This is a genomic window from Neisseria sp. P0007.S010, from assembly GCF_051962875.1.
In the GTDB taxonomy this organism is placed as follows: Bacteria; Pseudomonadota; Gammaproteobacteria; order Burkholderiales; family Neisseriaceae; genus Neisseria; species Neisseria subflava_A.
The window spans coordinates 57399-77209 of the sequence record NZ_JBQCUX010000004.1 but is presented as its reverse complement, the minus strand read 5'-3'; the positions used below and the strand labels follow the sequence as shown (position 1 = coordinate 77209).

General features: G+C 50.0%; 20 protein-coding genes. 11 read left to right on the top strand and 9 right to left on the bottom strand.

Annotated features, from left to right (window positions below):
• Positions 1-158 precede the first annotated feature (158 nt).
• Positions 159-1994 (top strand): phosphogluconate dehydratase, encoded by a 1836-nt coding sequence (gene edd, locus ACTHR7_RS04120; protein WP_440370368.1) that lies wholly within the window; start codon positions 159-161, stop codon positions 1992-1994.
• Between the two features lie 90 nt (positions 1995-2084).
• Positions 2085-2723 carry a bifunctional 4-hydroxy-2-oxoglutarate aldolase/2-dehydro-3-deoxy-phosphogluconate aldolase gene (locus tag ACTHR7_RS04115; RefSeq protein ID WP_440370367.1) on the top strand — a complete coding sequence of 213 codons (639 nt, stop codon included), beginning with the start codon at positions 2085-2087 and terminating at the stop codon, positions 2721-2723.
• A 66-nt stretch (positions 2724-2789) separates the two neighbouring features.
• Here the strand turns inward: ACTHR7_RS04115 and ACTHR7_RS04110 are convergent, their stop codons facing one another.
• From ACTHR7_RS04110 to ACTHR7_RS04095, 4 genes are all read right to left on the bottom strand, one after another.
• Positions 2790-4394, bottom strand: a complete 1605-nt coding sequence (locus ACTHR7_RS04110) for an FAD-dependent oxidoreductase (RefSeq protein WP_440370366.1) — start codon at positions 4392-4394, stop codon at positions 2790-2792.
• A gap of 198 nt (positions 4395-4592) precedes the next feature.
• A complete protein-coding gene (speD, locus tag ACTHR7_RS04105; RefSeq protein ID WP_293208066.1) occupies positions 4593-4955 on the bottom strand; it encodes an adenosylmethionine decarboxylase in 363 nt (120 codons plus the stop codon).
• Positions 4952-6646, bottom strand: a complete 1695-nt coding sequence (locus tag ACTHR7_RS04100; RefSeq protein ID WP_293208069.1) for a DUF4178 domain-containing protein — start codon at positions 6644-6646, stop codon at positions 4952-4954. Before ACTHR7_RS04100 ends, speD begins: the two co-directional genes overlap by 4 nt.
• 203 nt (positions 6647-6849) lie before the next feature.
• Complete coding sequence (locus ACTHR7_RS04095; RefSeq protein ID WP_440370365.1) at positions 6850-7863, bottom strand: SPFH domain-containing protein; 1014 nt, start codon at positions 7861-7863, stop codon at positions 6850-6852.
• Positions 7864-8269: 406 nt separating this feature from the next.
• Between ACTHR7_RS04095 and ACTHR7_RS04090 the strand changes: the two genes are divergently transcribed.
• The gene (locus ACTHR7_RS04090) at positions 8270-9112 is read left to right on the top strand and encodes an outer membrane beta-barrel protein (RefSeq protein WP_440370364.1); all 843 of its coding nucleotides are present in this window, start codon (positions 8270-8272) and stop codon (positions 9110-9112) included.
• A gap of 201 nt (positions 9113-9313) precedes the next feature.
• Here ACTHR7_RS04090 and ACTHR7_RS04085 read toward each other — a convergent pair whose 3' ends face one another.
• Positions 9314-9712, bottom strand: coding sequence for a DUF350 domain-containing protein (locus tag ACTHR7_RS04085; protein WP_440370363.1), 399 nt, complete (start codon positions 9710-9712; stop codon positions 9314-9316).
• A gap of 207 nt (positions 9713-9919) precedes the next feature.
• Between ACTHR7_RS04085 and ACTHR7_RS04080 the strand changes: the two genes are divergently transcribed.
• Positions 9920-10672: a CPBP family glutamic-type intramembrane protease gene (locus tag ACTHR7_RS04080; protein ID WP_440370362.1), complete on the top strand. Its 753-nt coding sequence runs from the start codon at positions 9920-9922 to the stop codon at positions 10670-10672.
• A gap of 73 nt (positions 10673-10745) precedes the next feature.
• On the opposite strand, the gene ACTHR7_RS04075 is transcribed toward ACTHR7_RS04080, so the two are convergent.
• On the bottom strand, positions 10746-11093 hold the full coding sequence (locus ACTHR7_RS04075; protein WP_003686176.1) for a hypothetical protein: 348 nt from the start codon (positions 11091-11093) through the stop codon (positions 10746-10748).
• 174 nt (positions 11094-11267) lie between these two features.
• Here ACTHR7_RS04075 and ACTHR7_RS04070 point away from each other — a divergent pair, with 174 nt between their 5' ends.
• Positions 11268-12158 carry a DMT family transporter gene (locus ACTHR7_RS04070; protein WP_315038498.1) on the top strand — a complete coding sequence of 297 codons (891 nt, stop codon included), beginning with the start codon at positions 11268-11270 and terminating at the stop codon, positions 12156-12158.
• Between the two features lie 18 nt (positions 12159-12176).
• Positions 12177-12533, top strand: a complete 357-nt coding sequence (locus ACTHR7_RS04065; protein WP_003745709.1) for an STAS/SEC14 domain-containing protein — start codon at positions 12177-12179, stop codon at positions 12531-12533.
• Between the two features lie 155 nt (positions 12534-12688).
• Here the strand turns inward: ACTHR7_RS04065 and argS are convergent, their stop codons facing one another.
• Entirely contained in the window at positions 12689-14674 is a 1986-nt protein-coding gene (argS, locus tag ACTHR7_RS04060; RefSeq protein ID WP_440370361.1) for an arginine--tRNA ligase, read from the bottom strand.
• A gap of 153 nt (positions 14675-14827) precedes the next feature.
• Here argS and ACTHR7_RS04055 point away from each other — a divergent pair, with 153 nt between their 5' ends.
• A complete protein-coding gene (locus ACTHR7_RS04055; RefSeq protein ID WP_440370360.1) occupies positions 14828-15364 on the top strand; it encodes an isochorismatase family protein in 537 nt (178 codons plus the stop codon).
• 13 nt (positions 15365-15377) lie between these two features.
• Positions 15378-15878 (top strand): N-acetyltransferase family protein, encoded by a 501-nt coding sequence (locus ACTHR7_RS04050; RefSeq protein ID WP_440370359.1) that lies wholly within the window; start codon positions 15378-15380, stop codon positions 15876-15878.
• A 57-nt stretch (positions 15879-15935) separates the two neighbouring features.
• Here the strand turns inward: ACTHR7_RS04050 and tehB are convergent, their stop codons facing one another.
• Positions 15936-16805: an SAM-dependent methyltransferase TehB gene (tehB, locus tag ACTHR7_RS04045; protein WP_440370358.1), complete on the bottom strand. Its 870-nt coding sequence runs from the start codon at positions 16803-16805 to the stop codon at positions 15936-15938.
• 12 nt (positions 16806-16817) lie between these two features.
• Positions 16818-17207, bottom strand: coding sequence for a PH domain-containing protein (locus ACTHR7_RS04040; protein ID WP_003678731.1), 390 nt, complete (start codon positions 17205-17207; stop codon positions 16818-16820).
• Between the two features lie 141 nt (positions 17208-17348).
• On the opposite strand from ACTHR7_RS04040, the gene rnhA reads away from it, so the two are divergent.
• From rnhA to ACTHR7_RS04025, 3 genes are all read left to right on the top strand, one after another.
• A complete protein-coding gene (rnhA, locus tag ACTHR7_RS04035; protein WP_440370357.1) occupies positions 17349-17786 on the top strand; it encodes a ribonuclease HI in 438 nt (145 codons plus the stop codon).
• A gap of 322 nt (positions 17787-18108) precedes the next feature.
• Positions 18109-18507, top strand: a complete 399-nt coding sequence (locus tag ACTHR7_RS04030) for an HIT family protein (RefSeq protein WP_070645494.1) — start codon at positions 18109-18111, stop codon at positions 18505-18507.
• Between the two features lie 73 nt (positions 18508-18580).
• Positions 18581-19774, top strand: coding sequence for an LD-carboxypeptidase (locus ACTHR7_RS04025; protein WP_070713308.1), 1194 nt, complete (start codon positions 18581-18583; stop codon positions 19772-19774).
• The last annotated feature ends 37 nt before the right edge of the window (positions 19775-19811 follow it).

Sequence of the window (19811 nt, the reverse complement as noted above, 5' to 3'; positions counted from 1 at the left end):
TATAATACGCAGACGCTTCGAAGAGAAATCTTCAACATTTTCAGACGGTACTTATTATTTATTCCCACAGCTCCAGGCCGTCTGAAAAAACACCCAATACAAAAATCAGAAACGCGCAAACAAAATCCCTATCATATCGTTTAGCCAGGAGACCGCACATGAACCCCACTCCTATTCACCCGAAACTCGCCGAAATTACCGAGCGCATCATCGAGCGCAGCCGCCCGACGCGTGAAAAGTATCTGGCGAAAATCCGCAGCGCCAAACAGATGGGACGCTTAGAGCGCAACCAACTCGGCTGCAGCAATTTGGCGCACGGCTATGCCTCCATGCCTAAGAGTATCAAAATCGAAATGCTTCAGGAAACCGTCCCCAACTTAGGCATCATCACTGCCTACAATGACATGGTTTCCGCACACCAGCCGTTTAAAGACTTCCCTGACCAAATCAAAGACGAAGCACAAAAAAACGGTGCTACCGCCCAAGTCGCCGGCGGCACACCCGCCATGTGCGACGGTATTACCCAAGGCTACGCCGGTATGGAATTGTCGCTGTTTTCCCGCGACGTGATTGCCATGAGTACCGCCATCGGTCTGTCTCATCAAATGTTTGACGGCAGCCTGTTTATGGGCGTGTGCGACAAAATCGTTCCCGGCCTGATGATCGGTGCGTTGTCTTTCGGCCATATTCCAGGCATCTTCGTTCCGGCAGGCCCGATGTCCAGCGGTATCGGCAATAAAGAAAAAGCCCGTACCCGCCAGCTTTTCGCCGAAGGCAAAGTCGGCCGCGATGCCTTGCTTGAAAGCGAAATGGGTTCTTACCACAGCCCGGGTACTTGTACCTTCTACGGCACCGCCAACTCCAACCAAATGATGATGGAAATGATGGGCGTGCACCTGCCCGCCGCCGCCTTTGTCCACCCATATACCGACCTGCGCGAAGCCCTGACCCGCTACGCAGCCGGACATCTCGCACGCGGCATCAAAAACGGCACCATCAAACCTTTGGGCGAAATGTTGACCGAAAAATCCTTCATCAACGCCCTGATCGGCCTGATGGCGACCGGCGGCTCAACCAACCACACCATGCACCTCGTTGCCATGGCACGTGCCGCAGGCGTGATTTTGAACTGGGACGACTTCGACGAAATTTCCTCCATCATCCCATTACTGATCCGTGTGTATCCAAACGGCAAAGCCGACGTAAACCACTTTACCGCGGCAGGCGGTCTGCCTTTCGTCATCCGAGAATTGCTGGACGCAGGCTTGTTGCACGACGATGTCGATACCGTCGTCGGACACGGTATGCGCCACTACACCAAAGAGCCTTTCCTCATCGACGGCAAACTCGAATGGCGAGAAGCCCCCGAAACCAGCGGCAACGACGACATCCTGCGCAAAGCCGACAACCCGTTCTCCCCAGACGGCGGTCTGCGCCTGATGAAAGGCAACATCGGACGCGGCGTGATTAAAGTGTCCGCCGTGCGCGAAGGCTGCCGCATCATCGAAGCGCCCGCCATCGTGTTCAACGACCAACGCGAAGTGTTGGCTGCGTTTGAGCGCGGCGAGTTGGAACGCGATTTCGTCTGCGTCGTCCGCTACCAAGGCCCGCGCGCCAACGGGATGCCCGAGTTGCACAAACTGACCCCGCCTTTGGGCATCCTGCAAGACCGCGGCTTCAAAGTGGCGCTGCTGACCGACGGCCGTATGTCCGGCGCGTCCGGCAAAGTGCCCGCGTCCATCCACATGACGCCCGAAGCCCTGATGGGCGGCAACATCGCCAAAATCCGTACCGGCGACCTGATCCGCTTCGACTCCGTTACCGGCGAACTCAACGTTCTGATTAACGAAGCCGAATGGAACGCCCGCGAAGTCGAGCGCATCGACTTGAGCGCGAACCAACAAGGTTGCGGCCGCGAACTCTTCGCCAACTTCCGCAGCATGACCAGCAGTGCAGAAACCGGCGCCATGAGCTTCGGCGGCGAATTTGCCTAAACCCTTTTCAGACGGCCTTTTAAAACAAACAGGCCGTCTGAAACCATGTTAACGATCCTATTACGATACAGTCCCCAACGGAGACCTAAAATGTCTAAACTGACCCCTCGTGAAATTCTGACTGCCGGCGCAGTTGTGCCGGTAATGGCGATTGACGACTTGAGCACTGCCGTCGATTTGTCCCATGCCCTCGTCGAAGGCGGCATTCCCACCCTCGAAATCACCCTGCGTACCCCTGTCGGCCTCGATGCCATCCGCCTGATTGCCAAAGAAGTGCCCAACGCCATCGTCGGCGCGGGTACGGTAACCAATCCAGAACAGCTCAAAGCCGTCGAAGACGCAGGCGCGGTTTTCGCCATCAGCCCGGGTTTGCACGAATCCCTCGCCAAAGCCAGCCACAACAGCGGCATCCCCCTGATTCCAGGCGTTGCCACTCCGGGCGAAGTCCAACTGGCTTTGGAACACGGTATCGATACCCTCAAACTCTTCCCTGCCGAAGTCGTTGGCGGCAAAGCTATGCTAAAAGCCCTGTACGGCCCTTACGCCGATGTTCGCTTCTGTCCGACCGGCGGCATCAGCTTGGCATCCGCACCCGAATACTTGGCACTGCCTAATGTCTTGTGCGTCGGCGGCTCATGGCTGACTCCGAAAGAAGCCATCAAAAACAAAGACTGGGATACCATCGCCCGTCTGGCTCGCGAAGCTGCCGCTTTAAAACCCAAAGCCTAATCGGGTTATTAAGTTAAAAAAGAAAAGGCCGTCTGAATATGATTTCAGACGGCCTTTTTATATCAATTAAACCAACACTTTCCGTGCCGCTTCCACACCCCAATACAAAGCCTCTTCAAATACCGAATAGCTGCTTAAGTCACTGTGTGCAAATAATAATCCAGCATTTCGATTTCTGATTTTTAATAAAGTCTCATCGCTTAAATAGCCGGGTTTCGGCACACTCATGCTATGCCCCCGAACGGTAATGTCAACATGGGAAACGTGCCGCCAAAAGCCTTCGCCGTAAGCAGTAAGCAGATCTTGGGCGGTAAGCTGGAGCAGCTCTTCGTCGCTTGCTTCAAGCAGCTGGCGGCGGACGGCTTGTGGCGTATCGTGGTTGAGCGCGGCGTAGGCGGTAAAAATCGTGCGCTCAGGACGGGCAACCCGAATAAGCTGGTTGGTCGCAACAACATAGCCCAGCCCTTGGCTGCCATAAACCACATTGTCCCACGCAAGTTCGCTGTTGTTTTTTTCTTTCGGGAAACTGTGCAGTTCAAAATTAGAAACCAGCCATGGCGCGTACTCGGGAATGTCCAGGACAAATTGTTCGGGAGAGTCAATAATGCGGGCGGCAACCATCAGCGGCATGGCGGAGATAACGTGTTGTGCGGTGACAGCAACAGTTTCACCTTTTGCATTATCACGCAGCCACACTTCAATCCTGCCGTCAGAAAGCGGTTTGATTTTGACGGCGGAAGCATTAACCGAAGCAGGCTTCTCCAAACGGATACTGCTTTCAGACGGCCATTGCCAGCCTTCCTGCAAACCGGCATGACGGCGCAGGTTTTCAGAAAGATGTGCCAAACCCTCGGGCCAAGTGAGGACGGTTTCTGCATTGTTGCGGGCGGCAAAATAATGCAGTCCGGCAAAGGCAGACACTTGCCCGATGCCTTGTCCGTAATCGTCGCGACAACAATAATCGAGATACCACAAAAGATCGGTCGAGTGGTAGCCTTCTTGCTCAAGCCATTGTTTGAACGTCAGATGATCGAGTTTGCGCCATGTCTTATCTGCCGATGACAGCGCAATCGGAATAGCAAAAATTTTCCTACCGTCATTGCCGTAAGCCTGTTTCAGACGGCCTATCAAATCAAAAAACCGTTTGGAATCCGCATCTTCTTTCGGCAATAAATGTTCCACCCATTTATTCTGATATAAAAGGCGCGATTCGGGCGCATAGACCAAATCGGTTTCCCTAAAGCTGCCGTCCGACTGCAAGATACCGAAATCCGCCAGCATCTCGCGCACATACACGCTTTCTTTCGACGGCAAAGCCAAATAATGCGCACCACTCGGCGCTTTCAGGCCGTCTGAAGACGTATAGGCGGCATTGTTGCCATTGCGTTCAAACCCTTCTGCCAACAATACATCGCGATGCCCATGTTTCACTAAATACCACAACGCCCCCAACCCAGCCGCACCGCCGCCGAGTATCAACGTATTGCATTCATAACGACGAGCCGGCGCTTGCAACAATTCCCCGTCGCGTAACAAATGCCCCAACGGCAAGCCGACACGGTTAATAGAAACCGGCGGTTTGCGGTTGAGATATTTGTAAGTCTGCCAAGAAAAAGCAGAAGCAGCGCCAAGCGCGGCGGTATAGCTGAGAAATTGACGGCGGGTTAGCATAATAAATTATTGCTTTTCAGTATTTTTTTAGGAAAGCAAGTCATACTCCCTTTTCTCTGTAAGATACCCATTATTTCCAAATGTCTTCATGTTATAGAACCGATAACACTTAACCAGCAATACATTAACATCTCCTAAAATATCAAATGGCGTATGCTTGGCGTTGAACTTTTGCCCCTCTTGCCAATATTGATAAAACTAAAATAAAGTCAAATCACTGCCTCTATTTACAACCGTCCAATCCACCCGTTCCGCCGCCAACTCACTGCACAAGATTTCCTTCACTTTTTCCAATTTCATACCGCCGCAAATAAATGCGTCTATAGCAGCAAAACGGTGTTCCGGCCAAGTATGGATACTGATATGGGACTCGGCAAGCAGCAAAACGCCGGTTACGCCGCCTGCGCCGCTGAAGGTGTGGAAATGTTCGGTCAATATAGTCGCTTCTGCTGCCTGTGCGGCTGCTACCAAAGCGGTTTTCAGACGGCCTTCATCTTTTAAGATGGCTTCATCGCAGCCATATAAGTCCAATAGGCCATGGTTACCGGGGGCATGGGTCATTTATGGCCTCCGGAATAGCCGCTTGAATAGCCTCCGTAGCTTCCTCCTGAATGAACTCGGCTACTGTCATCATCCAAATCGGACAAATCTGCATAATTCATCATCGTAACAAAAACAATCAAAGCCATTGCACAAATAACATATCCCACTCGGGAAATACTCTGTTCGCCATTTTCATCTCTCTTCCGTCCGACTATAAAAAGAGCATAGACACCCCAACCGATAAGAAATATATCGAATAGTGCATCGAAGCCATTCATAAACAATGACGGAATATTGACGATAACCAAAATAGCAATCATCAGAAGTCGTAATTTTTCATCGATATCATCTGCACTCATTTTCACGGTGTAAGATGATATTTTATTGGTCAATTCAAATGCGTCCGCAATTTCCCGATAAGTAATTGGGGCACTTCTAGTCCATGCCATTTCGTGACTGTTTAGTTCGGAGCCAAGCTTACGGCTTTGTCCGTCTCGGTAATCGCTGTAATAATTCAAATCACCGCTTCGGACACGCCAATAAAACGCTCCGCTGGCAATCCTGACCCGTCCGCCATAGTCATAAAGTTTGCCATAGCCTTGCGGTTGGCGGTTGCGGTCGAGGCGCGGCCAATCGTTCAAGGTTTCGGAAATATTCCAACCTTCATCAGCTTCAACCAGCCATAAGAAACCCTGAGTTGGGTTGTAAAGCAAATACTCTGTCCACTGCCCTTCTGGTGCCAATGTATGTTTGGCACCTTTGAACAAGTTATCAAATGTTTCCTGCGCATCTGTTTCTAAATATCGGATTGCGCCGATAACATGAAACTCTTTATTTTTCAGACGGCCTGTCGAGCCGACAGGCAAAGTAAACATCGTATTTTGGGACAAACGCAGATTGTTGGCGGTAATAAGCTCCGCTTTATCTTTGCCGACTGCCAATTCGCTGCCGCAACTTTGACAGTTCAGATGGGAAGTCAGCCCGTTTACCCAATGAATGGATGAGCCGCAGTTAGGACAGTTTTCAGAGGTAATACTGCCTTTCAGACGGCCTGCGCTTTCTTTAATTTCATCTTCGTGGCGCGTGTTTTCCAGCTTCAAATCATCTAGGTTTACCATCCGACCGAAGAAGGCTTCGGGTGTTTTGTTGCTGTAATCGAGCGTGATGAAAAGGTTTTCGCAACGCCAGTCGGAAACCCGATTTTCTGTATCCTCTTTCAAAACAAACGGCAATTCGCCCTGCGCGGCGGCGCGTTTCAAGCTGATTTTGCGGACATCGGAGGCAATATAGTGCTTATCTTGAAAAGTCAGCTCACTAAATCCGGCTTGCGTGTCTTCAAATTTCGGCGGATTATCGATTTCGATCGGCATGGTCATCACATACAAATCGCCCGCCTCAGAAAGCCAACCTGCTCTGCCGTCGTCAAATAACGCATACCATTCATTCCACGCACCATCGTCGTATTGCACCTGAAGCCGTCCGACCAAGGTAAAGCGTTGAGCGACAAATGTGCCGCTGGTTCCGATTTGCAGCGGACTAAAATCTTCCAGCAATGCGGAATCGCGGCCGGAGTCGACAACGCCGTTATCTTGCCGCACCAGCATGCTGTTGCAATAGCCGCACACCAGCGTCACGGCAGAAGCAGAATGCGCTTCGACAGGTGCGCCGCAGCTTGGGCAGTCGGTTTTGAAGAAAGGAGTTTGAGACATGGGTTTGCTTTTTCAGAATGGGTTGGAATGTTTCAGACGGCCTTAACGTTTATATCAACTGGTTTTATCAATGATTTCAGATTAGAAACAAACCAAATCGCCGAACAGACTCAATCAAATGATTCAAAAGGCCGTCTGAAACCTTTTCACAGAAGCAGCTCAACGCTTCTTTGAATGATATTTTTCAGACGGCCTTCAATTGATTAACCAATCAACTGCTTCAACACTTCAGCCTTGGCCTTATCAAAATCTTCTTGCGAAATCAAACCGCCATCCAGCAAAGACTTGAGTTTCACCAATTTCGCCTGCGGATCTTCGGCAACCGGCTGAACATTTTGCTGATCCTGTTGCGTATTTGGCTGCATCATGCCCGCCATGGCACCCGCCATCGCCTGACCAATACCGGCACCTACGCCCAAACCTGCACCGACTCCAGCAAGTCCACCTTCATTTTGTGCCGCAAGCGGGATAGATTCGGCGGTTTGATATTGGGTGTAACGTCCCAAATCGCCGATGACGCCCATCGAAATTTTCTTATCCAACGCAGCCTGAATAGACGCAGGCAAGGTAATGCTTTCAACAGTGAAGTTTTCCAGCGCCAAACCCAGCTTGGCAAATTCCGCGCTAAGCAATTCGCCGATTTTTTGCGACAGCAAAACTTGGTTCGCCGCCATATCCAAGAATGGGATACCGGAGCTGCCAAACGCAGCCGCCAATTGGGTAACTGCAATATTACGTAGCTGGTTTTCCAAGTCTACGCCGCTGTATTGCGCCGCCACGCCGCTGACTTCTTTGAAAAATTTTGCCGGATCGCTGATGCGGTAAGAATACATACCGAACGAACGCAGTTGCACAGCGCCAAACTCGGCATCGCGCACGGTAACAGGTTGGGACGTCCCCCATTTACGTGCGATCTGTTGTTTGGTATTGAAAAAGTAAACATCCGATTTAAAAGGGGATTCAAAAAGCTTGTCCCAGTTTTTCAAGTTGGTCAGCACTGGCAGCGTTTGCGTATTGAGCGTGTAACGCCCCGGACCGAACACGTCGGCGGTTACGCCTTCATCGACAAACATCGCCATCTGCGCCTCACGCACAGTCAGGCTCGCACCGTTTTGAATCTCCTCATCGGCAATCGGAAAACGCCACATCAGCAGGCTGTCGTCGGGATTCGGCCATTGAATGACGTCGATAAACTGTTTCTTGATAAAGTTGAACATCGCAGTTCCTTATTTGAAGAAGAAGGGATAACTTAATGGGCAGTCAGGTCAATTTGCCTGGTCGGTTATATCGCTTATTTTATATAAATAGAATGTCATACGATATTAACATTCAAAATGTCTTTATGCCTGGGATAGAGTGGGTTGCTCTATCTATTTTTAGTGTTAAACCCACTAGCCGACCCAGAAACATTAACATATCATTAAAATTCATGCAGACTCTGTTTTACACTATTTTTCTGCTTTTACCTGCGCTATATCATAAAAAAGACAAATACAGGTAGAAAATCATTAAACACCATACCAAGCGTTCACTACACCTGTTAATATTTACCAAATCCTAGAAATTCATCATGCTGTATTGTCAAATTATCACATTGGCTTTCATAAAGTAAAAGGAATTTATATGAAAAATTCTGCTCATTTCTGTTTTGCAGTGTTAGCACTCTCTGCTGCCGTAAGTACACAGGCTGCCCGCCCTGTTGAATTTACCGTTGGTAGCGAATATTACAACGAGACCTATCGCGAATACGAAAAAGATGGTAGTCGCTTAATGCAGCAAAAAGGCAACTTATGGTCTATTAATGCCGGCGTAAAATACCGTTTCAACGATCGCCATGCGGCAAAATTAGAAGGCCGTTATTCGCGCGGTAAAACAGATTACACGGGAAGCGTACAATATATAACTGAGGATTATATCGACGATTCAGCAAGTTATGGCTCAGCCACACTCAAAAATGCACCACGCCGCGCATACGATATCCGTGCCTTATACGAATATACACTCCCGATTAACGATCGCTTTAGCATTACTGCCGGAGCCGGCTTGGGACACCGTGTTCTGAGAGACTTAAGCAGCCGCATTGATCCTAATGATTATGACCGCAAAAACCGAACCACATATGCGCAAATCAATACCGGAGTAAATATCGCCCTTCCTACAAACTTTGAGATATCTCCTCGCATTGCCTACAATCGTGCCGTGAAAGGCCGCCAATACTCTTACGAACCCGACCAGGTAGAAACCCGAATGAAACAAGGCGGCGGACAAGGTATTGAGGTTGAAGTACCTGTATCTAAAAAATTCGCTAACGGTTCCAAAATCAGCCTCACTCCATTCTATCGCGGCTGGAAAGTTAAAGAATCGAACCTTACCGTTACGGAAGGGTATGACTCATATGAATTGGGATCTATAGAACCTAAAAACCACACCCACGAAGCGGGCGTAAGATTGCAATACTCTTTCTAATTTGATGAACTTAAGTAGTTAAAATGTTTCAGACGGCCTTGTATATAACAGGCCGTCTGAATTTTTTGATGCTTTCAGAATTTCACTATAACGCCAATACCATCAGACATAAGACCTTATCAGTCAAAAAAATATACCGATAATTTTTCCAGGCAGGAGTCAGGATCAGCACATCTTTTGCTATCCAACCGACCATCAAAATCAAGTCAAGCAAGCCGCATTCAAAATGCCGATCGAGATGGACACTGCACCAAACAGCACGCCGACGGCGACATTGTTGCCGATAAGTTCTGGGGTAGCGTCTTTAATCATCATTGTTGCAGCGAAATAGACAAAAATCTGAATCACTGCTGCGGCAAGTCCCCACAGGATAAAATCGATGAAGCTGACGCTGTGTGCAATGCTTGAGGCAAGCGTCAGACAGAAACCGACCAACGCGCCGCCAAACGATAAGGCGCAGGCAAGGTTGCCGTTTTTAATCAGGCGCAATTCTTCAACGGGTGTAATCCTCAGATATACGGCAGCAAAAACAACGGTCATGGCGATACCTGCCAACATGTATTGCAGGTAGAGCAGATATTGGGACAGAGAAATACTCACGATAAGATTCCTTGGTTTGCAATAAAGTGATTATGCCATATTTTTGAAGATAAACCCTTCGGAAAATATGGCATTTTTAGAAGCGCTTCAGGCCGTCTGAAACGGTCTGTTTTTTAATTCATGTTTTATTGTGATAATTGTTGACGATTTTTGTATGTTTATGTAACTATTGCGCACTGCCATTTAATTAGAGTAAAGAGGAGAATTATGAGCATACTCGCCGCCATCCGCCCTAAAGAGCCTTTGCGTCATCTGCGCTGGTTTGACATGCTGATTGTTACCGCCATCCTGTTCGGTCAATTTGCCTACCGTTCTACCCAACTTTATATCGCCAGCCTGATGCCGCAAGTAGAAACGGCCGCTGCGACTGAGGAAGTGCGTGATACTGCGGTAACCGGCGTGGCTTATTCTGAAAACATGAGCCTGCAGTTGACGCTACTTGCTATTGCTCTGATTTACCTCGTTATCCGCCGTTTCGACTTCAAACAGTTGCCGATTCGCTTTAATTTAGGCGTATTGTTTTGGACGCCTGTGATTTTTATCCTGATGGGTCTGACCGCCGATGCGGTGACTTCATTAAGCGGCGGCTACAATTACTTCACCACTGAAATTTTCCAATACATCAAACCATTATCCATCTTCGACAAATTCGCCGCCCTTGCGCCGATGGCCATCCTCTACGGCCTTTTAAACGGCTTTTACGAAGAATTCTGTTTCCTCGGCCTTTTAACCTGCGTAGAAGACAAATACAAATGGCAGGCATTGGCCTATTCGACCTTGGTGCGCATCTCCTTCCATACTTACCAAGGCATGCTTTGGGCGACCGTTATCGGCGTTGTTTTCGGCTTGATGTACTACTTCTTCTACAAATACAAAGTCAAAAACCTGCTGCCGTTTTTCCTGATTCACGCCTTGGCAGATATGTTCGGCTCCGGCTTCATCTATTTGATTTGCGCTTAATGGCAACGGTTGGATGAATAAATAAGGCCGTCTGAAACATCATTTTTCAGACGGCCTTTTATCATCTATCGGTTTACTTAATCAAAGTAATTGCCACATCTGCATCTTCGGTTGCAACTGCCTCAATCACTGCATCGCCGCCAAACCGCAACACCGAGCCTGCGCCGACCGTATGTTTTTCAGTCTGATTCAGCGTCACGTCAAAGCTTCCTTTTCCAACGGCAAAAATCAGCGTTTTAAAACCTGGATGATCGTGCGGCTTGATCTGCTCCCCTTTCTTCATGTCTTTCTTAACAACCATGTAATTTTCGCCGCTGAAAATCTTACCGTTTTCGGAAGAAACCTCTCCCAAGGGCGCGGCAGAAACGGCAACGGAAAACAAAGCAGACAGCAATACGGCAGAAATATTGGATACTTTCATGACAAGCCTTTCTTAAAACAGGGCTTCCATTCTATAAAAACCCACTTTATTATTCAATAACAATTCTCATTTTCTAATAAAAAGGCCGTCTGAAACCCAACGATATTATTCAGACGGCCTGATTGACCTGTATAATATTTTCTTATTAATAAAATCGCTTTACATACCCATCAAATGGAAACCGTCAGAAAAGATCCGCTCGGCTCGGCATGGATGGTTATTGCCGCGCTCGGCTTTACCGTCATGAACCTCTCCGTCAAAGCCGCCTCTACACATTTCGGTTTTTCCAGCGGCGAGCTGGTCTTCTGGCGTATGCTGGTCTCCACCCTGTTCTTAGGCATCATGGCCAAAGCACAAGGCAACACATTTTCCACGCCGCATTGGAAAACCCATCTCAACCGCAGCATCATCGGCACGCTTGCCATGATGTGCACGTTTTATTCCGTCATGCACCTGCCGCTGGCAACAGGCGTCACGCTCAACTACACGTCCTCCATCTGGCTTGCCATCTTTTCATTTTTCATTTTAAAAGAACGAATTACGCTTTATACACAAGCTATTCTGGTTATGGGCTTTATCGGCGTTATCCTGCTGCTCAACCCATCTTTTCAAGGCGGGCAGGAATTTGCCGCGCTGGTCAGCCTGGCAGGCGGCGCCATGTCGGGCTGGGCGTATTTGCAGGTACGCGAACTCTCGCTTTTGGGCGAGCCGGGCTGGCGCGTGGTGTTTTATTTGTCGCTTACCGGCCTGATTATGGGCGCAGTCTGGAGCACCATCACAGGCTGGCATCCGCTGACCGTGTCTTCCCTGCCCTATCTGGCCGGCATCGGCATCTCCGCCATGATTGCACAATTGGCCATGACCCGCGCCTATAAGGTTGGCAAGAAATTTACCGTTGCCTCGCTTTCCTACCTGACCGTCGTTTTCTCCGCCCTGTCCGGCGTACTGCTTTTCGGCGATAAAATCACTTGGCAGGAAGCTGTCGGCATGGTTATCATTGTTGCAGGCGGCGTGTTCAGCAGTTTTACTCCGGCCTCAATCAAAAAATTTCTGATGAAGCAATAATTTAACAAGGAGAACACCATGATTTCCATCCGCGAACAATCTTACGGCTTAAACGTAGCGCTGTACAACGAGTTCACTTTAGACGATTTCCGCCAATTGGAAGAAGCCTTGTTGGCCGCAAAACAAAAAATCCATCTGCCCGACATCCTGTTGGATTTGTCCATGCTGAAAGACTTCACCATCGATATGGCGGTCGAACAAATCAAATTCCTCAACCAACATGAAACCGACTTCGGCCGCGTTGCCGTCATTACCGACGACATCTGGATCAAACTCGGCGCGCGCCTTTCCAGCCTCCTGACCAACCAACATCCCAAATATTTCAGCGATGCCACCGAAGCACAGGCTTGGCTGTTGGCAAGCAATTTGAAATAAAGATAAGGCCGTCTGAACGCATTGCCTGAGCAAATTCAAAACCGCTTAGGTTCAAACAACGGTATCACAATATTTTTCAAAGCATAAAAAAGGCCGTCTGAAACCTTGCAATCCGCAAAGTTTCAGACGGCCTTTCATCGTTTTTATTCAAAAACTTACATCACATCCAATACATCAATGCCCAACAACTCCAAGCCTTGTTTCAGCGTGTCGCCGGTCAGCTTCGCCAGTTGCAGGCGGCTGTTGCGGGTTGCGCCTTCTGATTTCAGAATCGGGCAGGCTTCGTAGAAGCGGCTGAACAAGGTAGCGATTTGATAGAGGTAGGCGGCGAGGTAGTGCGGATACGCGGTATCTGCCACGCTTTGCAGCACGTCTTCGAATTTCAGCAGCTCGGCAGCCAGTTGTTTTTCCAAAGGTTCGGTCAAAACGGTTGGCGCGGTTGCATCCCATTCGCCTGCTTTACGGAATACGCTTTGCACGCGTGTGTAGGCGTATTGCAGGTAAGGAGCGGTGTTGCCTTCAAACGAGAGCATGGCGTCCCAGTCGAACACATAATCGCTGGTGCGGTTTTTGCTCAAATCGGCGTATTTGACCGCGCCGATGCCGACGGCTCTAGCTATTTTTGCAATATCTTTTCTTGCTGTTTCAGAGTGATACTCTGAGCTTCTTCTTGATCGAATTGTTCCATCATCACTAATTATTAGAGATTCTGCACTTTTTTCAGCTTGCAATAAATCTTCTTTTATTTTTGCTAATTCGCTATCTTCTGATTGAGAAACATATTGAATATCAGAAATTCCATTTTCATCAAATTCAACCTCAAACTCATTAATCTCTTTTTCTTCCTCTTCCTTGTCTCTTATATCTTGCAATACGTCATTAGCAAGATCAGCCCAATCGTCCATCTCATTTCTAGGATTTTTCTCTTTCACCAAAGCGGTGGCGCGTTCGACGGCTTCGGTCAGCAGGTCAACCAGTTTCACGGTGTCGCCGCTGCGCGTTTTGAACGGCTTGCCGTCTTTGCCCATCATCGTGCCGAAGCCGATAAACTCGGCTTTTGCATTTTCCGGCAGATAGCCTGCTTTGCGTGAAGTGGTAAAGAGTTGCTCAAAGTGCAAGGCTTGGCGGTGGTCGACGACGTACAACAGGCGGTCGGCATGAAGTGTGCCGACACGGTAGCGCAAACACGCCAAGTCGGTGGAAGCATAAAGGAAGCCGCCGCCTTGTTTTTGCACGATAAATGCGGCAGGTTCGCCCTCTTTGTTTTTGAACTCGTCCAAGAACACGACTTTCGCGCCGTCGTCTTCGACTGCCAAACCTTTTTCGACCAAATCATCGACCACAGGCTGCAAATCGTCGTTGTATTTTGATTCGCCTGCCACGTCCTCAGGGCGCAGTTTCAAGCCCAGTGTATCGTAAACGGCTTGGGCGTGCGAAAGCGAAATATCGACAAACTGTTTCCACAATGCCAATACGGTTTCATCGCCGCCTTGCAGCTTCACAACGTATTCGCGCGCGGTATCGGCAAAGGCTGGATCTTCGTCAAAGCGCACTTTGGCGGCGCGGTAAAACTGCTCCAAATCCGCCAGCTCAAACGCGGCATTGTCTTTTTGCTGCTCAACCAAATAAGCGACCAACATGCCGAACTGCGTACCCCAGTCGCCGACGTGGTTTTGACGGATAACGGTGTTGCCCATAAATTCCAACACGCGCGAAATGCTGTCGCCGATGATGCTGGAACGCAGATGGCCGACGTGCATTTCTTTGGCAAGATTAGGAGAGGAATAGTCGATAACGACGGTTTGAGGTTTGTCGGTTTTCGCTACGCCGAAACGCGCGTCGCTCAAGGCCGTCTGAATGTTTTGGGCGAGGAACTCAGGACGCAGGCGCAGGTTGATAAAGCCCGGGCCGGCTACTTCCGCACTTTCAATCACAGCGTTGTCCGCCAATGCCTCGGCCACTTTTTGCGCCAACTCGCGCGGATTTTGTTTGGCTTTTTTCGCCGCACCCATCACGCCGTTGATTTGGAAATCGCCAAAATCGGGATTTTTTGCCGCCTGCAATACGACGGGGCTGTCGGACAAACCGGCAGCGGCAAAGGCTGCTTGGGCTTCACGTTCGACGGTTTGGTATAAATTCATGTTGTCGGTCTCTATCAATTCAAATCAGGCGGTATTTTAAAAGAATTTCTGGCTTTAAAACAGGGCAAGCTGCAATACTTTTCCAGCGGCTTGTTATATGATTGCATTCTGATTCAACGATTTTGCTGTAAAGGCCGTCTGAAAGGAAAAGCCATGAACCCCAAAAATACGCTTTGTCTGATTGTCGATATTCAAGAACGCCTGCTGCCCGCCCTTTCCGGCGCGGATGAAATGTTGGAACGCTGCCGCCTGCTGATTCAAGGTTTGACGGCTTTGGACGTACCCTTTGCCGTAACCGAACAATACCCGAAAGGTTTGGGCAACACCGTATCCGCTGTATCGCTGCTGTTGCCCAAAGGCACGCCTGTTGTCGAGAAAACCCGATTTTCGGCGTTTTTACCCGGAATTCAGGAAATCTTACGCAAAAACGACATCAAAAACGTTATTTTGGTGGGTGCGGAAGCGCATATCTGTATGCTTCAGACGGCCTTGGATTTGAAGGCGCAAGGTTACGCCGTATCCCTGCCTTTTGAATGCACCGCCTCGCGTACAACGGCCAACCGCGACAATGGTTTGGCGCAAATGAGCCGTCAAGGCATTATCGTTTCCAATGTCGAAAGTATTTTGTTCCAAGTACTCGGCGATGCCAAACATCCGGCCTTTAAGACAATCTCCAAACTGATTCAATAACAGGCCGTCTGAAATGCAATACACCATCCGCCCTGCCCTGCGCCAAGACTTGCCCGCCATCGTCGATATCTACAACAGCACTGTGGCCACGCGCCAATCCACGGCCGATTTGTCGCCGACCACGGTTGCCGAACGCGAAATGTGGTTTGCCGCACACACGGACAAACGCCCGATCTACGCCCTTTACGACACCGACGGCACCGTATTAGCCTGGGGCAGTTTCAGCGACTACCATCCGCGCTACGCCTACCACATCAGCGCGGAAGTCAGTATTTATGTCCGCCACGATATGCGCGGCGCAGGCGTGGGCAAAATCCTGTTGCGGCATATGCTCGAACGCGCGCCGTCCTTAGGCATCCACAACGTCATCGCGCTTGTGTTCGGCCACAACTATCCGAGCCTGAACCTGTTTCACCGTTTCGGTTTTAAAGAATGGGGGCGGTTGCCGCAAGTCTGCGATTTGGAAACCATGTTGGCAGACGTCGTGATTTTGGGCAAAAGGATTGTCGATTGATGACGACAAAGGCCGTCTGAAAACTGAATTCAGACAGCCTTTTTTACGGCAAAACCTTTATTCCGGTTTCTTCGCCAGCATGGTAACGAATTTAAACTGAATCGGATTGCCGAATTCGTCTTTCGCGTGCATCGAACCCAGCTCTTCCTTGTATTCCACCAATTCCCAATCCTTATAGTATTCGCGCAGCTCGCCTTCGCCGAATTTGAACGGGAACGGCATCGGGCAAGGGAAATCTTCCGTATCCATCGCAGACACGATCAAGTTGTAGCCGCCAGGGTTGGTGTGTTCCTTCATATTGGCAATCACGTCAGGAACGTAACGCGGCATCAGGAACATAAACACCACGGTCGCCACCATATAATCGAAGTTTTCCTGAATATTGGCGGCGTTGAGGTCGTATTCGAACGCGCGGACATTCAGTTCTTCGATACGCGCCAGCTCTTCCACGTTTTGAACCGCGTTCGGATTATTATCGACAGCGGTAACGTCAAAACCTTTCAAACCCAGATACAGCGCATTGCGGCCCTGACCGCAGCCCATATCCAAAACCTTACCGACGGGCACGATGCCTTCGGCGACGCGGACGGCCGAATGTGTCGCGCTCATGCCGTATTTCTTATTGAAATAGTCCGCCGCCTCGCAGTAAAACGACAGTTGAATTTCCGTATCTTGCGTTTGCGGCGCGATAAAGTGCCATGCTTGCGGATGGATAATCCAATCATCGCTTTCAGGCGTCAGCTCGTGCGTAGCCGTAATATTGCCCGCCTCGTCCACTTCGTTGAAGTTCAGACGGCCTTGGAGGACATTGAGGCAGCCCCAAGTACCGGCGGCGGTATTGTGTTTGGACAACAAGGCTTCGGGGATCTCGTCCGCCGTCCATACCGGCATCTGTTTGTAACAAAACAATTCTTGCTGTTCGCTCATCATGTTTCCTTTCTATTTTGACGGTTTCAACACGGCTTCTGCCAAGGCTTTTTGAATGGCAATCACGCTCTTGTCGCTTTTAAATTGCAAGGTTTCAGTCGGCGCTTCGCCGGAAGAAACCCAAATCTTCAGCTCGGCATCCAAATCGAAATGGCCCGAGGTTTCCACCGAAAAGCGCGATACGGAACGATACGGAATCGAACGGTAAGACACTTTCTTGCCGGTCAAACCCTGTTTGTCCACCAACACCAGCCGATATTCGGTAAACACAATCAAATCGCGCACCAGGCTGAATGCCATTTTTACCTGTTCGCCATCAATCAGGATATTCGCCAAATCGCGTTCCACCGCATCGGCGTCTTTTTGCGAAGCATTGCCCAAAAGGCCGCTGAACAATCCCATATCTGCCTGCTTTCTATACGAGTGATAAGTGCAGGGTATTTTACACGCGCAAACCGTATTTGCCGATATTTCAGACGGCATTTGCCGATATTTCAGACGGCCTTATGTTATGATACCGCCTTATTCGACAAAGACATGCCCATGGATAAACCCGTTTACCTCTACACAGACGGCGCATGCAAAGGCAACCCCGGCGCAGGCGGCTGGGGGGTATTTATGCGCTACGGCACACACGAAAAAGAACTGTTCGGCGGCGAAGCCGAAACCACCAACAACCGCATGGAGCTGACCGCCGTCATCGAAGGCCTGAAATCCTTAAAACGCCGCTGCCAAGTCGTCATCTGCACCGACTCGCAATACGTCAAAAACGGCATGGAAAGCTGGATACACGGTTGGAAAAAAAACGGCTGGAAAACCGCCGCCAAAAAACCGGTCAAAAACGATGATTTATGGAAAGAACTGGATAGTCTGGTTCAACAACACGATGTCCGCTGGATATGGGTAAAAGGCCACGCCGGACACCCTGAAAACGAAAAAGCCGACGAACTTGCCAATCAGGGGGCGGCAAAATTTGCATAACACTTCGTCCATGACTGTACTCAAACATCTCAAACCATTCTTTTGGATTGCTATCATTGCATTGATTTGTGTGACGCCAAAAGCACTTAATGTTCGCCTATTCGCCGTTTCATGATGTCAATGATTTTTTTAGCTTTGGCTTGTGTGATCACGTTAAGAGTGCCGAAAAATGTGCCGACTGAATCACGCCCGCCTATTTATTGTGGTGGTTTATACCTGAACCGTGGCTTTTCGCATTCATATCTCTGAGTGCCATTTACCTCGTTCTAAAAATCCTGATTGAAATCATCCGATTCCTATTCAGACTGAGAAAGAAAAAACCATGACCTGCCCCATCTGCACTGCCGACAACGAAGACATTTTGCTGCAAACGCTAAACCTGCGCGTTATCGCCGTCCACAACGAAGCCGGCGCACCCGCATTCTGCCGCGTTATTTGGAATAACCATGTTTCCGAGATGACCGACCTTTCCTCTGCCGAACGCAACGAAATCATGGAAATGGTGTATCAGGTTGAAGCCGCAATGCGCCAAGTCTTCCACCCGGCCAAAATCAATTTGGCCAGCCTCGGCAATGTTGTGCCCCACCTGCATTGGCACGTCATCGCCCGCTTTGAAAACGATGCCAACTTCCCCGCGCCGATTTGGGCTGCGCCCGTCCGCGAACACGGCATGACCTTGCCCGAAAATTGGCCGCAACAAATCAAAAACTTAATCGCTTAAACTTTCAGACGGCCTGTAAGGTCCGACACGCCAAGTTCAGGCCGTCTGAACATATAACGAAAGGAAAACCTCAATGAACTCCACCACGCGCCGCCATTTCCTGCGTACCTGCTCTGCCGCGGCAGGCGCAGGGTTGTTGCAAGCCTGCGGCACAGGCACAACCACCACGCCGCAAACCAAAACCACTTCTACCACCGCGAAAGCCAAAACCGTGCAACCTAAGCAACCCCATCCGCCACGTTCCGGCGACAACCTTCTGCGCGTTGTTGCGCCGTCAGGCTTCGCCGAAGATCCCAACCGCGTAACCACCGGCCTGACCCGCCTCTACAATGCAGGCTTTACCGTGACCAACCAACAGGCAGGCAGCCGCCGTTACCAACGCTTTGCCGGCAGCGATGCCCAACGCGCCGCCGACTTTCAAGAAGTTGCCAGCGGCCGTATCGAAACGCCTAAAGTCTTGATGGGCCTGCGCGGCGGCTACGGCGCGGCACGCATCCTGCCGCAAATTGACTTTGCCTCACTCGGCGCCAGAATGCGCGAACGCGGCACATTATTCTTCGGTTTCAGCGACGTGTGCGCCGTCCAACTCGCCCTGTTAGCCAAAGGCAATATGATGAGCTTTGCAGGCCCGATGGTGTACAGCGAATTCGGCAAAGCAGACCCCAGCGTATTTACCATGGATTCGTTCATCCGCGGCACGACCAACAACGTCAACATTGTTGATGTTCCGACCATCCAACGCGCCGATGTCAACGTCGAAGGCACATTGTGGGGCGGCAACCTCAGCGTTCTCGCCTCCCTTGCCGGTACGCCTTACATGCCCGATATTCAAGGCGGCATCCTCTTTATCGAAGACGTCAGCGAGCAACCCTACCGCATCGAGCGCATGCTCAATACGCTTTATCTGTCAGGTGTTTTGCAAAAACAACGCGCCATCATCTTCGGCGATTTCCGCATGGGCACCATCCGCGACGTGTACGACTCCAGCTACGATTTCTCCGCCGTCGTCAACCACATTTCGCGCACCGCCAAGATCCCTGTGTTGACCGGCTTCCCATTCGGCCACATCACCAACAAAACCACTTTCCCTTTGGGCGCGCATGCCAAAGTCCGCAGTACCGGCAACGGCGGTTATTCCGTAACCTTCAGCGGCTACCCTACGCTGAACCCGTCCGCACTGACACTCGACAGCCTGCTGCCGCCTCCTGTTCCGACTTACGACAGCACCATCTACCGCGACAGCATTACTGAAGAAGTCACCGAATAAGGCTTGTTCAAATCAAAAGGCCGTCTGAAACCCAGTT

Bases quoted from the DNA above. Each gene is read 5' to 3' on its own strand.
- edd (WP_440370368.1), top strand. From the start codon at position 159: ATGAACCCCACTCCTATTCACCCGAAACTCGCCGAAATTACCGAGCGC.
- ACTHR7_RS04115 (WP_440370367.1), top strand. From the start codon at position 2,085: ATGTCTAAACTGACCCCTCGTGAAATTCTGACTGCCGGCGCAGTTGTG.
- ACTHR7_RS04110 (WP_440370366.1), bottom strand. From the start codon at position 4,394: ATGCTAACCCGCCGTCAATTTCTCAGCTATACCGCCGCGCTTGGCGCT.
- speD (WP_293208066.1), bottom strand. From the start codon at position 4,955: ATGACCCATGCCCCCGGTAACCATGGCCTATTGGACTTATATGGCTGC.
- ACTHR7_RS04100 (WP_293208069.1), bottom strand. From the start codon at position 6,646: ATGTCTCAAACTCCTTTCTTCAAAACCGACTGCCCAAGCTGCGGCGCA.
- ACTHR7_RS04095 (WP_440370365.1), bottom strand. From the start codon at position 7,863: ATGTTCAACTTTATCAAGAAACAGTTTATCGACGTCATTCAATGGCCG.
- ACTHR7_RS04090 (WP_440370364.1), top strand. From the start codon at position 8,270: ATGAAAAATTCTGCTCATTTCTGTTTTGCAGTGTTAGCACTCTCTGCT.
- ACTHR7_RS04080 (WP_440370362.1), top strand. From the start codon at position 9,920: ATGAGCATACTCGCCGCCATCCGCCCTAAAGAGCCTTTGCGTCATCTG.
- ACTHR7_RS04075 (WP_003686176.1), bottom strand. From the start codon at position 11,093: ATGAAAGTATCCAATATTTCTGCCGTATTGCTGTCTGCTTTGTTTTCC.
- ACTHR7_RS04070 (WP_315038498.1), top strand. From the start codon at position 11,268: ATGGAAACCGTCAGAAAAGATCCGCTCGGCTCGGCATGGATGGTTATT.
- ACTHR7_RS04065 (WP_003745709.1), top strand. From the start codon at position 12,177: ATGATTTCCATCCGCGAACAATCTTACGGCTTAAACGTAGCGCTGTAC.
- argS (WP_440370361.1), bottom strand. From the start codon at position 14,674: ATGAATTTATACCAAACCGTCGAACGTGAAGCCCAAGCAGCCTTTGCC.
- ACTHR7_RS04055 (WP_440370360.1), top strand. From the start codon at position 14,828: ATGAACCCCAAAAATACGCTTTGTCTGATTGTCGATATTCAAGAACGC.
- ACTHR7_RS04050 (WP_440370359.1), top strand. From the start codon at position 15,378: ATGCAATACACCATCCGCCCTGCCCTGCGCCAAGACTTGCCCGCCATC.
- tehB (WP_440370358.1), bottom strand. From the start codon at position 16,805: ATGAGCGAACAGCAAGAATTGTTTTGTTACAAACAGATGCCGGTATGG.
- ACTHR7_RS04040 (WP_003678731.1), bottom strand. From the start codon at position 17,207: ATGGGATTGTTCAGCGGCCTTTTGGGCAATGCTTCGCAAAAAGACGCC.
- rnhA (WP_440370357.1), top strand. From the start codon at position 17,349: ATGGATAAACCCGTTTACCTCTACACAGACGGCGCATGCAAAGGCAAC.
- ACTHR7_RS04030 (WP_070645494.1), top strand. From the start codon at position 18,109: ATGACCTGCCCCATCTGCACTGCCGACAACGAAGACATTTTGCTGCAA.
- ACTHR7_RS04025 (WP_070713308.1), top strand. From the start codon at position 18,581: ATGAACTCCACCACGCGCCGCCATTTCCTGCGTACCTGCTCTGCCGCG.